Source organism: Azospirillum cavernae, from assembly GCF_003590795.1.
GTDB lineage: Bacteria > Pseudomonadota > Alphaproteobacteria > Azospirillales > Azospirillaceae > Azospirillum > Azospirillum cavernae.
Window position 1 is genome coordinate 2,063,283 of the sequence record NZ_QYUL01000001.1, and the last position, 16,506, is coordinate 2,079,788.

The 16,506-nt window shown below is 68.0% G+C and carries 7 protein-coding genes; 6 read left to right on the top strand and 1 reads right to left on the bottom strand.

Features of this window, described 5'->3' with window-relative positions:
* Positions 1-118 precede the first annotated feature (118 nt).
* Positions 119-1,111, bottom strand: a complete 993-nt coding sequence (locus D3877_RS09500) for a hypothetical protein (protein ID WP_119830358.1) — start codon at positions 1,109-1,111, stop codon at positions 119-121.
* A gap of 255 nt (positions 1,112-1,366) precedes the next feature.
* On the opposite strand from D3877_RS09500, the gene pglW reads away from it, so the two are divergent.
* The 6 genes from pglW (at position 1,367) to D3877_RS31135 (ending at position 16,499) form a co-directional block, all read left to right on the top strand.
* Positions 1,367-5,536 (top strand): BREX system serine/threonine kinase PglW, encoded by a 4,170-nt coding sequence (pglW, locus tag D3877_RS09505; RefSeq protein ID WP_119830359.1) that lies wholly within the window; start codon positions 1,367-1,369, stop codon positions 5,534-5,536.
* Positions 5,537-5,543: 7 nt separating this feature from the next.
* A complete protein-coding gene (locus D3877_RS09510; protein ID WP_119830360.1) occupies positions 5,544-6,323 on the top strand; it encodes a hypothetical protein in 780 nt (259 codons plus the stop codon).
* Between the two features lie 79 nt (positions 6,324-6,402).
* On the top strand, positions 6,403-10,029 hold the full coding sequence (gene pglX, locus D3877_RS09515; RefSeq protein ID WP_119830361.1) for a BREX-2 system adenine-specific DNA-methyltransferase PglX: 3,627 nt from the start codon (positions 6,403-6,405) through the stop codon (positions 10,027-10,029).
* A gap of 76 nt (positions 10,030-10,105) precedes the next feature.
* Positions 10,106-13,828, top strand: a complete 3,723-nt coding sequence (locus D3877_RS09520) for a BREX-2 system ATPase PglY family protein (RefSeq protein WP_119830362.1) — start codon at positions 10,106-10,108, stop codon at positions 13,826-13,828.
* The gene (gene pglZ, locus D3877_RS09525; protein ID WP_158599833.1) at positions 13,825-16,320 is read left to right on the top strand and encodes a BREX-2 system phosphatase PglZ; all 2,496 of its coding nucleotides are present in this window, start codon (positions 13,825-13,827) and stop codon (positions 16,318-16,320) included. The genes D3877_RS09520 and pglZ overlap by 4 nt, the downstream gene beginning before the upstream one ends.
* On the top strand, positions 16,209-16,499 hold the full coding sequence (locus D3877_RS31135) for a hypothetical protein (protein ID WP_476561132.1): 291 nt from the start codon (positions 16,209-16,211) through the stop codon (positions 16,497-16,499). Before pglZ ends, D3877_RS31135 begins: the two co-directional genes overlap by 112 nt.
* The last annotated feature ends 7 nt before the right edge of the window (positions 16,500-16,506 follow it).

Here is a 16,506-nt window from a genome sequence, read left to right on the forward strand (position 1 = left end):
ACCAGACGGATCGTGTCGTTTGTACGCCGGCAAACACGAGGCATTCTTCCGTTACCACCAATCTGCACGCGTAACGGCGCGTCTGATGTAAGCCACCAGTGGTGGGCGATTGATGGAATCACCCGCCGCACCGCTTAATAAAGGCCTCCGTAAAAGCAATTTTCGGCGCCTTTCCCTCGCGACCGACTAAATAGCGATGCACTTCAATCTGTGCTTTCGCCAGAGCAGCCGCCATTGACGGTCGGAGGTCTGGCTTGGCAGGCACGAGAATGATCTTTCGAAGATCATTTGGCAGGGTTATCAAAGAAGGATAAAGCATGAGCTGACCAACAGCTTCATATATGTTGTGTGCGGCCACGCCCGTCTTTATTTCAATTAGGAGTTTTGCGTCGAGGAGCACGGCATCAGCCTCGTATCCGGATTTCCCTGGTTTGATTAGCGCCGGCCCAAGTATCTTCTTCAACGCCTCCCAAACATAACCCTGCAACGCCTCGACCTCTTTGGTTACACCCTTCGTCGTGACCTTCTTGATCAGACCTTTCTCATCGAGACCAAGGCTATATGGCTCGTCATCACTCGGCTTCTTGTTCTGCCCACCGCCAGCCTTGGTACGAGCCTGGGTGCATCCAACTGCAAAGGCAACAGTCTGCTTGACAAGCGTTGCCGAGTCAGCGTCGATGTAAGCAACCACATACCATTGCCGCTTGGATACCTTACCCCCAGCTAATACCGGCACCGGCGTCAGGCCGCTCAACGCTTGGAATTCTTCGCGCACCTCTTCTGAGAGCGAATTGGGCTTAAGCCAACCTTCGCGAAGCAGGACGTAGCGTCCTGCGTCATCACGGCCAATCACCGTGAGTTTTCCTTTATCCTGCTTGGCGGTATCGGGCTTTACAAGCTTGACTACGCCGTTGTTGAGACTGGCATCGACCCCGAGCATGACTTGATCTTCAATGGTGTCAGGTTCCCCGTGGCCATAATTTGAGAAAACAACGCCGGTCCCTTCTATGACCCATCCGCTCTCGGCTTTTGTGCTTTCCTTGAGAAGAGCATTCACCCAGCGCCGGAACGCGTGGTCGCTTTGGTGCTGGTCGTTAAGAAGCTCAATCATGGGGCCTCGGAGTCCCTGTAAGGGTGGGCAGGATGGCAAGCCGACCGCAAGTGGGTCGAACCGGACGGATCATATCGTTTATGCGTCAGCAAGCACCAGGCGCTGTACGGACTGTGCCAAGCTACATACGTAATGGCCCGTCTGGCGCACACCACTAGTTGGCCAGCGCTGTGGTTTCTCGCTTCCCCAAAACTGGCCACTGGACCAAGCGCCGCGCCTGTCGCATCCTGCGCGTGCTATCGGGAGAGGTACTTCATGGTAATGGGTGCGCAGCGCTGGTTGACGATCACGGAGTCTCCGTTCCCCTGGGAGCGCGAGGCTCTGGAGTTTCTGCGCGATCGGCTGCCTGACCAGGACCCCTGGTACGCTTGGTCGAACGTCGAGTTCATCGACGATGACGGCAAGGTCAACGAGGTCGATGCGCTCATTCTGTCGCCCCACGGCCTGTTCCTGGTGGAGATCAAGAGCCGCCCCGGCCAACTCGACGGCGATCCGCACAGCTGGACCTGGAACACCGACGGCCGCCGCCGCACCGACGACAACCCGCTGATCCTCGCCAACCGCAAGGCCAAGCGCCTCTCCGGATTGCTCAAGCGTCAGAACGCGGTCACCCGGGCCAAATCGCGCCTGCCCTACGTGACGGCGGTGCTCTTTCTGTCCGCCCCGGAGCTGGTGTGGCGGGTCGATCCGGCCACGGCGCTGTCCACCTTCGGGCGCCGTCCGTCGAAGTGGGGTGGCGGCATCGTCAACACGCTGACCGCCGGCATGCCGGCGGCCCCACCCCGTCCGCCGGTGACCGCCGAGCAGGCGCGCATGGTTTGCCGCGCGATCTCGGAGGCCGGCATCCGGCCGGCCCTGCGCGACCGCCGCATCGCCGACTACGAGCTGACGCGCGTTCTCGCCGAAGGCGACGGCTGGCAGGATTGGGAGGGGCGTCACGTGTCGCTGGGCGTTCCCCGGCGCATCCGCGTCTACCCGTACGCGGCAGCGGCTGGCACCGAGGAACGCCGGTCGCTCGGCCGGCTGGCGGCGCGGGAGTTCCAGGTGCTGGAAGGCATCGACCATCCGGGCGTGCTTCGGGTGCGGGAGTACAAGGACACCGACCGTGGCCCGGCGCTGATCTTCGACCACGATCCCAAGTCGATCCGGCTCGATTTCCTGATGCGCGAGCATCTGGAGCGGATGGGGGCGGACCTCAGGCTGCACATCCTCCGCCAACTGGCCGAGACGCTGAAATACGCCCACGGCAAGCGGCTCTACCACCGTGCCTTGGCGCCTCAAAGCGTCCTCGTGCGCGATGTCGACCAGCCCCTCCCGCGTCTGCAGGTCATGAACTGGCAGACGGCGGCGCGCGAGGCCACCACCACCGGCACGGCTCATGTTGTGTCCGCCACCATCCATCTCGGCAGCTACGTCGAGGATCCGGCCAAGGTCTACATTGCCCCGGAAGCGTTGAGCGGCGGTCCCCAGTCTGGCCCGCATCACGATGTCTTCTCGCTGGCGGCGATCGCCTACCATCTGTTCACCGGGCAACCGCCGGCGGCCACGCCGCTCGAATTGGCGGCACGGCTGCGCGCCGGCGGCGGCCTGCGCGTGTCCGATGTGGTGGACGGCGCGATGCAGAGCCTCGTCGATCTGATCCGCACCGGCACCCACCCGGAGGTGCCGGCCCGCATCGCCTCGATGGACGAGTTCCTCGAGCGCTTGGCTGAGGTCGAGCGCGACCTGCAACGGGGCGCTCCGGAAGCCACCGTCGATCCGGCGGTGGCGAAACCGGGCGACCGGCTCGAGGGCGGCTTCACCGTGGTCCGGCGGCTCGGTCGGGGAGCCTCGGCCGACGCCCTGCTGGTGCGGAGCGACGGCGAGGAGGCGGAGGAACTGGTGCTGAAGGTGGCGCTGGACCCGGCCCACAGTGATCGCCTGGAGGCCGAGGCGGCGGCGCTCGCCAGGCTTCGCCATACCAACATCGTCTCGGCTCGGCACAGCCTGACCGTTTCCGGTCGTGCGGCCATCCTGATGGAGAGCGCTGGCGCCCAGACCCTGGCACAGGTTCTGCGCAGCCCCGACGGCCTGTCGCTGGACCTCAAGCGCCGTTTCGGCGAGGAGCTGCTGAACGCCGTCGATTATCTCGAGCAGAAGGGCGTTGCCCACCGCGACATAAAGCCCGACAACATCGGCATCACCGAGGGGCGGGAGCGCCGCCGTCTGGTGCTGTTCGACTTTTCCCTGGCCCGCACGTCGCCGGACAACATCCAGGCGGGAACCCGCCCCTACCTGGACCCCTTCCTGCCCCTGCGCCGCCCGCCGCGCTGGGATCTCAGCGCCGAGCGTTTCGCGGCGGCGGTGACTCTGCACGAGATGATGACCGGCGTCCTGCCCGTCTGGGGCGATGGGCAGAGCGATCCGGCCCTGCTCGACGACGAAGCCACCATCGAATCCGGTCGCTTCGACCCGAACCTGCGCGAAGGGCTGCTGGCCTTTTTCGACAAGGCCCTGCGGCGCGACCCGCGGGAACGCTTCGACAACGCCGAGGACATGCTGCGGGCGTGGCGCCGGGTGTTCGATGAGGCGGTTGCGAACCAGGGCGAGGGCGGCAGCTTCGACGCCGTTGCCCGCCGTCTGGCTGCCACCGCTCCGATCGCCGAGCTGGGCTATGGCGTCGAGGCCCAGGACGTGCTCGACCGCATGGGGGTCCTCACGGTCCGCGACCTGCTGGCCGTGCGGCGCGGCACGATCCGCTACCTGACCGGCGTCGGTGACCGCATCCGCAAGGAGATCCGGCTGAAGGCCAAGCGGCTGGCCCAGCTTCGCCCCGATCTGGTGCCGGGCGCCCCATCCCCCACCGATTCCGGCACCGAGGACACCGGCCGCGCCAGCATCGACCGTCTGGCCGACCTGCTGGTTCCGCGCCGCCCGCTGGGCGAGGAGACGGTGGAGGATCGCGCGCTCGCCGTCTTCCTCGGGCTTGAGGACACCGGCACGCCGTTGGCGTGGCCCACCGCCGGCGTCGTCGCCAGCCATTGCGGGGTCTCCCGCTCGGCCGTCGCCACGGCGCTGGCCAAGGCGCGGGAGCGATGGCTCAAGCAACCGGCGCTGACGGACGTGCGGAATGACGTGCGCACCCTGTTGCGGGCCAGCGGCGGCGTGATGACCGTGTCCGAACTGGTGCCGCAAATCCTGGCGATGCGCGGTTCTCTGCTGGACGACGATGGCCGCCGCCGCTTCGCCGGGGCGGTCCTGCGCGCCGCCACCGAGACGGAACTCGATCTGGCCAGCCCCCGTTTTCGGATGTTCGAGGGTGAGGCCGCCCCCCTGATCGCGGAGCGCGAGGATCTGGCGGAGCACGCCCGGACCCTTGCCCGCGCCGCCGACGCGCTGGCGGCGCTGGACACGCTGGCCCCGCCGCAGCGGGTGTTCGAGGAGCTGGACGCGTTGGGCTGGCCAGTCCTGGAGGAGGAGGACGCACCCCCCCGCCCGGCGCCGGTCCGGGTCCGCGCGCTGGCGGTGGCGGCCGCGCGCACCGCCGCCCTGTCGAGCAAGGGCGAGATCTACCCGCGCGGCATGCCGGCCGAGCGCACGTTGCGTCTGGCGGCCGGTTCCCTGCTCGGCCCGCGCGCGCTGACCGAGGCGCAGGTGCGCGAACGCGTCGAGGGCCGCTACGCCGAGGCCACCCCGCTGCCCGCCCGCCCGACGCTCGACACTCTGCTGGAGCAGGCCGGAACCAGCCGCGTCTGGCGTGAGGATGGCGAGGACGGGCCGGGCTACTACGCCGATCACGCCGGCTTCGGGAGGTCGTCGGGCCTCACCTCGCTTCATCGGTCGCTGACCGACGGGCCGCCGGTGGACCAGACGCCGGAGGTGGAGGCCGCCCGCCATCTGGAGGAAAGGATGGCCTACGCGCTGCGCAGCGGCGGCTTCCTGGCGCTGACGGTCGATCCGCGCCGCTACTTGGACGCCGAACAGGCGCTGCTCGACCGCTTCCCCCTGCGCCGGGTCAGCATCGACCGCCTGTTGCTCGACGCCATGCGGCGCGAGGCCGCCGGGCGCAAGGTGGATTGGTCGCTGGTGCTGCGCGCCGATTCGGCGGAGCGGGACAGCCGCGACGCGGCCAACCTGCGCCGCCTGATCGGCTTCGCCCTGCCGTCGGTCGAGCAGGCTCTGCGCGCGTCCGACAAGCCGCAATTGCTGGTGGATTGCGGGCTGTTCGCCCGGTACGAGCTGATGGACCGCGTCGCCGCCCTGCGCGACCTGTCCGGCACGGCGGGGGGGCCGCCCGGCCTCTGGCTGCTGCTGCCCCAGCCCGACGAGGGGCTGCCCACCATCGCCGGCAAGGCCGTTCCCGTCATCGGCACCGGCCAGTGGGCGCGCATCCCCCCCTCCTGGATCGCCAACCGGCACCGGGCCGGCGCGCGGGCGGCGGGGTGAGTCGGCCATGATGCTGGACACCGGGCAGCTCAACGCCATCGTGGTCGAGGATCTGCACGCCTTCGAGAGCGACTTCGACCTTCAGCCCGTCCCACGCCATCAGGAGATGCGGGCCGGAGCGATCGCCTGGATCGCGCGCTTCATCCCGGAAGCGATCCCCACGGACACCGGCATGGTCATCGCCGCCACGACCGGACGGCTGCACCGCTACCCCGACCATCGCACCCACGGCTGGTTCCGCACCCTGTACCTCGACGCCGCGCTGTTCGCGCTCTCCGGGGAGGAGCGTTACCTGACCGTTGTCCTGTCCAACATCGACCATGGGTCGAGCAGCCTGCGCGAGGCGGTGCTCGGCCCGCTGGGGTTGGTGGCCGACCGGCTGCCCTCCGACCATCCCGAATTGAACCGCCGCATCGCCAGCAGCCTGACCCGTGGCCACATGCACAACGACTCCTTGCTGGCCGTCTTTCTCGCCACCGGGGGAAGCGCTGGCTTCAAGACGCGACAGCTCGAGGCGTGGCGCCGCCTTCCCTCGCTGGTGCCGCAGGATCGCGACGTGATCGACCGGCTTCTGTCGAGGGCGTCTCTGCCCCTCAGCTTCTTCGGCGAAGAATATGCCCTGATTCAGCGTCACCTGCTGTTCCGGCTGGGCGCTCCCGACCCGGCGCGTCGAAAGCCGTCGCCGTCCTGGCCGGCCGCCCCGGTTCCGGTCGCGGACATCGAGGACCGGGTGGAGCGCCATCCGTTGATGGCGCCGCTGATCGTCCTGCCCTCAGCCGCAAACTGACCAGACCCTCATCGGACTCCCCCGACCTCCTGTGCGTGTGCTACTCCCTTCGGCCTCGCCACTTCCGCACCGGGTTGCCATGATCGACGCCAAAGCCCTGCTGACCGACCTGAAGCGCCTGCTGCGCACGCTGGAAACCGACATCCGCGAGCGGGTGGAGGGGTCGCCCCTGGAGGACGGCTTGCGGGCGGACTGGCAGGCGGCGCGCGACGCCAGGCGGACGGCGCAGACCTTCGCCTCGTGGCTGGACGAGGAGGTGACGCAGGCCGCCGTGCATTGGGTGCTGGCTTGCGTCTTCCTGCGCTTCGTCGAGGACAATGGGCTGGTCGAGCGTCCCTGGCTGTCGGGTCCGGGGGAGCGGCTGGAGCTGGCGCGCGACCGTCACGACTCCTGGATCCGCGCCAACCCGACGGGGGAGGAGCGCGACTTCCTGCTGGACGCCTTCGCCGAGGCGGCGGAACTGCCCGGCCTGGGCGCGCTGTTCGACCGGCGGCACAACCCGCTGTGGCGGCTGCCGGTGTCGGGCGACGGCGCCATCGCGCTGCGCGGCTTCTGGCAGAAGCGCGACCCCGACAGCGGCGCCCTGCTGCACGACTTCACCGACCCGGCGTTCGGCACCCGCTTCCTCGGCGATCTCTATCAGGATCTGTCGGAGGCGGCGCGCAAGCGCTTCGCCCTGCTCCAGACGCCGGACTTCGTCGAGGAGTTCATCCTCGACCGTACGCTGGACCCGGCGATCCGCGAGTTCGGCTTTCGCGCGGTGCGGCTGATCGACCCCACCTGCGGTTCCGGCCACTTCCTGCTGGGCGCCTTCCGCCGCCTGTTCGACCTGTGGACCCGCCAGGAGCCGGGCCGCAACGTGCGCGACTGCGCGCAACAGGCGCTGGACGCGGTGAGCGGGGTGGACGTCAACCCCTTCGCCGCCGCCATCGCCCGTTTCCGCCTGCTGGTGGCGGCGCTGACCGCCTGCGGCATCGCCAGCCTGCGCGGCGCGCCGGACTTCCACATCTCCGTGGCGGTCGGCGACAGCCTGCTGCACGGCAAGCGTTTCATGAAGGTCGAGGGCTGGCAGATGTCCTTCGGTCCAGACGGCGGCTTGGCCCATGTCACCTTCGAGGAGGACCGCGAGGCGCTGAACCACCTCCTGGGGCGGCAGTACCACGCCGTGGTGGGGAACCCGCCGTATATTACGGTGAAGGATAAGGCGCTGAACCAAGCCTATCGGGAGCGCTTTTCCACCTGCCACATGAAATATTCGCTCGGCGTGCCCTTCACCGAACGCTTCTTCGATCTGGCCCTGCCAAGTGGCGATGGGGCGTCGGCGGGCTTCGTTGGCATGATCACCGCCAACTCCTTTATGAAACGGGAATTCGGCAAGAAGCTGATTGAGGTGTTCCTGCCGCAGGTCGATCTGACCCATGTGATCGACACCGCTGGAGCGTACATTCCCGGCCACGGCACGCCGACCGTCATCCTGTTCGGGCGCAATCAACGGCCGGTAGGAACCGAGGTGCGTGCCGCCATGGGCATCAAGGGTGAACCGGGCGCGCCGGATGACCCCAGCCGTGGCCTTGTCTGGTCGTCTATCGTGAATGGGATCGACCGGCCGGGAAGCGAGAATATCTTTATGAGCTTCGCGGATCTTCCTCGTGCTGGACTTGCTAAACACCCATGGAGCATGGGAGGTGGAGGGCAATCTGATCTAAAAGAAGTAATTGAGTCAAAGGAGAAGGCGCTTGGAGTATTCGTTGATTCCATTGGATTTATGGCAATCACTGGAGAAGATGAAGCTTTTATATTGACGAAAAGCTCTGCGCGGAGGATGGATTCTCCGTGTCGGACGTTTGGCGCAGGTGATTCTGTTAGAGACTGGGAGATTTCTGATGAAGAGAAAATAATATTTCCCTATAGTGTTGGGTCAAGCTGCAATGTAATCCCGCTCTCATGCTTGGGCTTGTACAAAATTCGTTCTTGGATATTGCGAACAAATCTAAAAAATAGATTGATGTTTGGGAAGAAGCCTGAGGAATCTGGGATGGCGTGGTGGGAGTATAGATTCTTCTCGGCAGGAAGATCTGCATCAAAATTTTTGATTGCATTTGGTGAAGTTTCTACTCACAATCATTTCCTGCTTGACAAAAGCGGAAGTGTGTTCAAGCAAACAGCGCCTGTGATTAAACTTCCAGCTACGGCAACGGAAAATGATCATTTTGCCTTGTTGGGGTTGCTGAACAGTTCAACCGCTTGTTTTTGGCTAAAGCAAGTTTGCCATAACAAAGGAAGCACTGTGGATCAAATGGGCGCTCGCCAGCGCAGCGATCCTTTTGAGGATTTTTATCAGTATAACGGCACCAAGCTCCAATCCTTCCCCCTCGCCGAACCCTATCCCACCGACCTCGCCACGGCGCTGGACGGCCTCGCCCGCGACCTGACCGACACTCTGCCCAAGGCGGTTCTCGCCCGTGGTGTCCCCACCCGCGCCGACCTCGACGCGGCGAAGGCGCACGCCCTCTCGATCCGCCGCCGCATGATCGCCATGCAGGAGGAGTTGGATTTCCGCTGCTACCGGCTCTACGGCTTGCTGGACGAGGAGGCCGAGCATCCGGCCCCGCCCGAGGTCGATCTGGGTGAGCGCGCCTTCGAGATCGTCATGGCCCGCAAGATGGCGGACGGCGAGCTTGAGACGACGTGGTTCGCCCGCCACGGCTCCACCCCCGTCACCGACATCCCCGCCCGCTGGCCGGCGGACTACCGCGCGCTGGTGGAGCGGCGCATCGCCCTGATCGCGGAGAATCGCTGGATCGAGCTGGTCGAGCGGCCGGAATACAAGCGGCGCTGGCAGTGGGACGACCAGGGCTTCGACGCCGGATGGACCAAGCGGGAACAGGCGGCGCTGAAGGAGTGGCTGCTCGACCGGCTGGAGGATCCGCGCCACTGGCCCGGCGACCCGGCCCTGACCTCGGTGTCGCGGCTGGCCGACCGGGCGCGCGGCGACGCCGATTTCATGGCGGTGGCGGAGCTATACAGTGGCCGGCCCGACTTCGACGCGGTGGCGCTGGTGGCCGATCTGGTGGCGGCGGAATCCGTCCCCTTCCTGCCGGTGCTGCGCTACACCGACGAGGGCCTGCGCAAGCGCCGCGACTGGGAGGCGACCTGGGATCTCCAGCGCCGCGAGGACGTCCTCGACGCCCGCACCGCACTGCCCGACGGCCACCCCGACCGCCTGTCCGCCGAGGACGCCAAGGCGCTGAAACCCGAAATCCCGGTCCCGCCGAAATACAAGCGCACCGACTTCCGCGCCAACGATTTCTGGCGCCTGCGCGGCGGGCTGGACATGCCCAAGGAACGCTTCGTCAGCTACCCCGGCGCCGAGCGCGATTCCGACGGCAGCCTCGTCGTCGCCTGGGCCGGCTACGACCATCTGCAACAGGCCACCGCGCTCGCCTCCCACTACTACGACATGAAAGAGAACGAGGGGTGGGGGACGGAGCGGCTGATACCCCTGCTGGCTGGCGTGCGGGAGCTTGTGCCCTGGCTCGTGCAATGGCACAACGAGTACAACCCCGATTTCGGCGTCGGGCTGGGGGATTACTACCGCAGTTTCGTGGAGGACGAGGCCCGCGCCCTGGGCCTGACCGCCGACGAGTTGCGCGCCTGGACTCCCCCCGCCAAGCCCGGCGCCCGCCGGGGCCGACGGGCGTCCTGACGACGGCCGCAGGACGTGACAGCGCCGGGGCGCCCCCCTTAGGGTGCCCCCTCACCAGGACCAGAGCGGACCACGCATGACGACCCCGACCCCGACCCTGATCAAGGACCTGATCCACATCCCGGAGCGGGTGCACCAGGGCGACTTCGTGCTGAAGCTGGCCGACGGGCTGGAGCATGCCAAGGCGACGGTGCGCGACTATATCGTGACGCCGCAGCTCAAGACCTGCTTCGACGACGCGCTGGGCTTCATCGAGGGGGCGGTCACCGGACGGACCAGCAAGGCGGCCTACCTGCACGGCTCCTTCGGGTCGGGCAAGAGCCATTTCATGGCGGTGCTCAACCTGCTGCTGGCCGGCAACCTCGACGCCCGCTCCATCCCGGAGCTGGCCGACGTGGTGGACCGGCACAATGCCTGGATCCAGGGGCGGCGCTTCCTGATGGTGCCCTACCACATGACCGGGGCGCATGATCTGGAATCGGGGGTTCTGGGCCAGTACGCCGACCATGTGCGCGGGCTGCACCCCGAAGCGCCGCTGCCGGGCTTCTACCTGTCCGAATCGCTGTTCCGCGACGCCGAGGGGCTGCGCGCCCAATTGGGGGACGAGGTCTTCTTTCGCGGCCTGAAATCCAAGGTTCCCGCCGACAGCGGCTGGGGCGAGATGGACGGCGACAACGCCTGGAACGCCGCCAGTTTCGACGCCGCGATGCTGGAGCCGCCGACCAGCGACGAACGGGCGCGGCTGATCGCCGATCTGGTGCATTCCTATTTCGGCTCCTACGCCCGCGTGTCGTCCGGCAAGGGCCAGTCCTTCGTTCCGCTGGACGAAGGGTTGGCGATCATGAGCCGCCACGCCCAGGCGCTGGGCTATGACGCGGTCATCCTGTTCCTCGACGAGCTGATCCTGTGGCTGGCCACCCAGGCCGCCAACGTGGATTTCGTGTCGCGCGAGGGGTCCAAGCTGTCCAAGCTGGTCGAGGCGCTGCACGCCCGGCCGATTCCGCTGGTCAGCTTCATCGCCCGCCAGCGCGACCTGCGCGAGCTGGTCGGCCAGAATCTCGCCGGCGCCCTGCAACTCCAGTTCGCCGACGTGCTGAAGCACTGGGAGGCCCGCTTCCACCGCATCACGCTGGAGGACCGGAATTTGCCGGTCATCGCCCAGCGCCGGGTGCTGCGCCCGGTGTCGCCCTCGGCCGAGGTGACGCTGGGGGCCGCCTTCGAGGAGTTCCTGAAGGTCCGGCGCGAGGTGCTGGACACGCTGCTGGGATCCACCGGCGAACAGGCGATGTTCCGGCTGGTCTACCCCTTCAGCCCGGCCCTGGTGCAGACGCTGATCGCCGTGTCCTCGGTGCTCCAGCGCGAGCGCACCGCGCTGAAGCTGATGCTGCAACTTCTGGTCGATCGACGCAAGGAGCTGACGCTGGGGCAGATCATCCCGGTCGGCGACCTCTTTGACGCGATCGCCGACGGCGACGAGCCGTTCTCCGACGCCATGCGCATCCATTTCGAGAACGCCAAGAAGCTCTACCGCACCAAGCTGCTGCCGCTGCTGGAGCGCCAGCATGGCGTGGCGTGGGCGACAATCGGCGACGGCAATCGCGTCGTAGAGGTCGCCGATCCGGCCAAGGAACTGGCCCTGCGCAACGACGCCCGGCTGCTGAAGACGCTGCTGCTGGCAGCCCTGGTGCCGGAGGTGGAGGCGCTGAAGGCGCTGACCGCGCCCCGGCTGGCGGCGCTGAACCACGGCAGCGTGCGCGCGCCCATTCCGGGCCGCGAGAACGCCATGGTGCTGGCGAAGCTGCGCACCTGGGCCGGCGAGGTCGGCGAGATCAAGATCACCGAGGATTCCAACCCGGTCGTCTCGATCCAGATCACCGGCGTCGACACCGATCCCATCCTGGCGAGCGTGGCGAGCGAGGACAACCCCGGGAACCGCCGCCGGCTGGTCCGTGCCATGCTGTTCGAGATGCTGGGGCTGTCGCCGGAAGGCGACGGGCTGTTCCTGGAATACATACTGAACTGGCGCGGCACCCGTCGTCAGGTCAACATCGTGTACGACAACGTACGCGAGATGACCGATGCCAAGCTGCGCAACCAAGACGGGGCGTGGTCGATCATCTTCGACTTTCCCTTCGACGAGCCGGGTCAATACCCGTCGAATGACATCGCCCGGCTACAGGAGTTCAAAGCCTCCACCGACGGGCGTTCCGACACCCTGGTCTGGCTGCCCTCCTTCCTCAGCGAAAAGGCGATGCGCGACCTGGGCACCCTGGTCCGGCTGAACTTCCTGCTGACCGGGGAACGCTTCGCCGATCACGCCCGCCACCTGTCGGCGGTGGACCGCGACCAGGCGCGCGCGCTGCTCGCCAACCAGCGCAGCGTGCTCCAGCAACGCCTGCGCGCCTGCCTGGAAGTGACCTATGGGATCGCGTCGGAACCATCCGACGCGGTGGCGGTGGCGCTCGACCCCGCCGACCATCTTCACTCCCTGGCCGGTTTCCGCCCGTCGCTGCCGGTGGCCGCGACCTTCAAGGCGGCGCTGGAGAAGCTGCTCGACCAGCTCTTCGCCTATCTCTACCCGGCCCATCCGGCCTTCGACACCGAGCTGCGCCCGCGCGCCCTGCGCGTCGTGCAAGGTGAAATCACCCGCGCCCTGGCCGAGCCGGACGGTCGCGTCCACATCACAGACAAGCCAGTGCGCGAGGTCGTGAAGGCCATCGCCGTTCCGCTGAAGCTGGGGGACGCGAGCGAAACCCATTTCATTCTCGGCCACCACTGGAGCACCCACTTCACCAAGCGCCACGCCCAGCACGGCGGTGCGATGACCGTGCGGGCGCTGCGCGGCTGGATCGACGAACCGCAGCCCATGGGCCTGCCCAAGGAGGCGCAGAACCTCGTCATCCTGACCTTCGCCGAGCAGACCAACCGCAGCTTCTTCAAGGGTTCCGCCCTCCTGCGTCCGACGTTGGAGAGCCTCGACGACGATCTGGAACTGCGCGAACAGTCCCTGCCGCCGGAGAGCGACTGGAAGGAAGCGGTGCGCCGCGCCGGCCTGCTGTTCGGCTTGACGCCGCCGGAGGTGCGCAACGCCGGCAACGCCGCCCGGCTGGTCGCGCAGGTGACGGAGAAGGCCGCTCTCCTGCGCCCGGCCGCCGATGCGCTCGCCGTCGATCTGGAACGTCGCCTCGCCGCCTTCGGCATCGAGCTGGAGTCCAGCAACCGCCTGACCACCGCCAGGGCGGCGCGGGCGCTGCTGGCCGCCGTCGCCGGTGCGACGGCGGATCGGGTGGTCGCGTCCTTCGCCGGCGCTGCGCTGCGGACCTCCGACACCGCCATGGCGCGGGCGATGGCGACGGCGGCGGACACCGGCGCCGCCCTGCGTGACTCCTCGTGGGAGGTGTTCGAGACGTTGCGCCGCTTGACGGATCACCGCTCCACCGCCGCGCAGGCTCTTCTCGTCCGGGTCGGCGAGGCGCTCGCCGCGGACGAGCATGTGCTGCCGTTGCGGCCGGCGCTGGCCGACCTGCACCGCTCTGCGCTGACGCTGCTGACCGACGTGGCCCCGCCGCGGGATTCCGTGCCGCCGGATTTGCGGCCGCCGCCTTCGGTCGAACCTCCGCCGGTGGAGCCGGCACCCATCGAGCCTGACGACGTCATCATCAGCGTCGAAGACCGGCGCAATCTGTCCTCCGCCGAAGCTGGGGCGGTGCTCGACGGGTTGAAGCGGACGATGGCCGACCATCCCGACGACCGCATCAGCCTGTCCTGGAAGATCGTGCGGAAGGGCAAGCGCGCGTGACGCTCCTGGCACCGACAACGGCGCAGATCCGCGCTCAGGTCGAGGCGATCCTGCGGCATGACCCGCGCGCGTGCGCGCTGGGCATCCGGTCGCCGACGCGACAGCCCTGGCCAGAGCGCCTGGAATGCGCCGGCCGTGCCTTCGATGTGGTGTGGTGCGAATCCCCGCTGGCGGCGCGCGAGGCGCTTTGCGGTCGCGACGGCGAGGCCGGCTTGGTGCTGCTGACCGGCCTATCGCCCGACGCGCTGGGCGACGACGTCGTCGCCCGCCTGGCCAAGGCGCGGCTGCTGACGGTCGAATCCTGGGAAATGGTGCGCGAGGCCTTCCAGGCCCGCAACGTCGATCCCCGGATCGCCGGCAAGCCGTGGCTGGCCGAACTGCTGCTGGAGCATGCGCACCGCGGCCCCTATCCGCCGGTTCCCGGCGGGCTGCTCGACGCCGACACCGCCTGGGCGAATCTCCTCGACCGCGCCCTCGGCCTGACGGTCGCCCGGCCCGACGCCGAAACCCTGCTGCGCTGGTGCATCGGCGAGGGCGCGCTTGCCCGCTTCGCCGCCTTGTCTTCGGTGGCGCGGGGCGGTGTCGCTGCTTGGCTGTCGGACGTCGCCGGCCCCGCCGGCGGGTTGGTCACCGCCTGCCTTGAGAGCGGCCTCGGAGCCGACGCCCTGCCGCTGGGATTGGTCGCCGACGTCGTCTTCGGCACCGGCTGGCTCACCAGCGAGCTGACGGCCGCGTCCGTCCGGCTGGAACCCTTCGTCGGCGGCCGGCGCATCCCCGCCGAGCATGGCCGGGCCTGGGCCGCCGCCGCCGCCCGCGCCCTGCGTGCGCTCGACGAATCAACCCGACGCCGGCTGCTGGAGCGGGCCGATACCCTGCTGGGCCAGATCCACGCGGCTGCCTTCGCCGCCTCCAGCACGGTGCTGCTGGCCGGCTTCGAGGCCCGCCTCGCCAGCTTCGCCGAGGCGCTGGCGGCGGTGCTGGGGGCCAAGCCGCCGGCCGACCTGCGCGCCCTCGAGGCCGCGGCGGAGCGGGTCGCCGCCCACGATCAGGCTTCGGTTCAGAAGGGCCGGGCCGAGCGGGTGGCGATGGCGCTGCGTCTCGTGCGCTGGCTCTCGATGCCACCGGGGGGGCCACAGGGAGAGCCCGAATCCTTCGCCGCCGCCGTAGCCGCTTACGCCCGCGACGGTGCCTTCGTCGATCGGGCCCGCCTGTCTCTGGTGGGTGGCGACGACATGGCCGCGCTGTCGTCCGCCTACGCAAGGCTTGCCGCCGCTGTGCGGGAGCGCCGGGACGTGCAGAACGAACGCTTCGCCTCGCTGCTCCGCGGTTGGAACGCCGCTCCGGCGGCGGCGTGGCCGCTGGTGCCGGTGGAACGGATCCTGGAAGAGGTGGTGGCACCGCTGGCCGCCTCGGCGCCTGTGCTCCTCCTGGTGATGGACGGGCTGAGCCACGCCGTGTACCGCGAGCTGCTGCCGGACCTCGACGCTTCGGGTTGGCGGGAACTGTGGCCTTCGGTCGAGGCCGGGCCAGCCTCGGGCGTCGCCATGCTGCCCACCATGACCGTGGTGTCCCGCGCCAGCCTGCTGTGCGGGCGGCCGCTGCGAGGGGGGCAATCGACGGAGAAGACCGGCTTTGCCGAGCATCCGGCCCTGCGCGCGGTGAGCAAGGTCGGGCATCCGCCGGTGCTCTACCACAAGGGCGAACTCAGCGAGGGTGGCGCCCTGGCAGCGGCCGTCCGCGAGGCGGTGGGGACGCCGACGCGGCGTGTCGTCGCCATCGTCCACAACGCCATCGACGACCACCTCGACGGTCCGGAGCAGATCCGCCAGCGCTGGAGCCTCGACGATCTTCACCTCTTGCGCCCGATTCTCCACGAGGCACGCAACGCCGGGCGGATCGTGGTGCTGACGGCCGACCACGGCCACCTGATCGAGGACGAAACGCGCCAGATCGGGAAGAACGAGACTCACCGCTGGCGTCCGGCCGATGGAAACGCCGGCCCCGGTGAGCTGACCTTCGCCAAGGGACGCGTTCTCACCCCCGATGGTGACGCCATCGCCGTGCTGCCGTGGAGCGAGTCTATCCGCTACGCCGGTCGCAAGAATGGCTATCACGGCGGCGCCACCCCCCAGGAGGTGCTGGTTCCGCTGGACGTGTTGTGGTCGTCCGGTGACGATCCTCCAGCGTGGACGCTGGCGCCGCCGGTACAGCCGGACTGGTGGGAAGCGCTGCCTCCGGCTGCGATGGTTGCCGCTCCCCAACCGCGTCCGGCACCATCGGCAACGGCGGCGCGCAAGCCGTCCAGCGCACAACCCTCGCTGTTCGACGCTCCGGTACAGGCCCCCCCACAGCCATGGATTCCGACTGGATCGGGCGACTGCTGGCATCGCCGGTCTATGCCGCGCAGAAGCAACTCGCCGGGCGCGGCGCGGCCAAGGACGAGGACGTCCGTGCTATCCTGGACGCGTTGGCGCAGCGCGGTGGCAAGTTGAGCCGCACGGCGCTGGCCCAACGCATGGGCATCGCCCAGGTCCGTCTCGGGTCGGTGATCATGGCGGCACGCCGCGTGCTCAATGTCGATCAGGTGCAGGTGCTGGAGATCGAAGAGGCATCGGGGACCGTGGTCTTGAACCGCGCCCGGCTCGACACCCAGTTCGAGCTGAAAGGGTAAGGGGGGA

Bases quoted from the DNA above. Each gene is read 5' to 3' on its own strand.
- D3877_RS09500 (WP_119830358.1), bottom strand. From the start codon at position 1,111: ATGATTGAGCTTCTTAACGACCAGCACCAAAGCGACCACGCGTTCCGG.
- pglW (WP_119830359.1), top strand. From the start codon at position 1,367: ATGGTAATGGGTGCGCAGCGCTGGTTGACGATCACGGAGTCTCCGTTC.
- D3877_RS09510 (WP_119830360.1), top strand. From the start codon at position 5,544: ATGATGCTGGACACCGGGCAGCTCAACGCCATCGTGGTCGAGGATCTG.
- pglX (WP_119830361.1), top strand. From the start codon at position 6,403: ATGATCGACGCCAAAGCCCTGCTGACCGACCTGAAGCGCCTGCTGCGC.
- D3877_RS09520 (WP_119830362.1), top strand. From the start codon at position 10,106: ATGACGACCCCGACCCCGACCCTGATCAAGGACCTGATCCACATCCCG.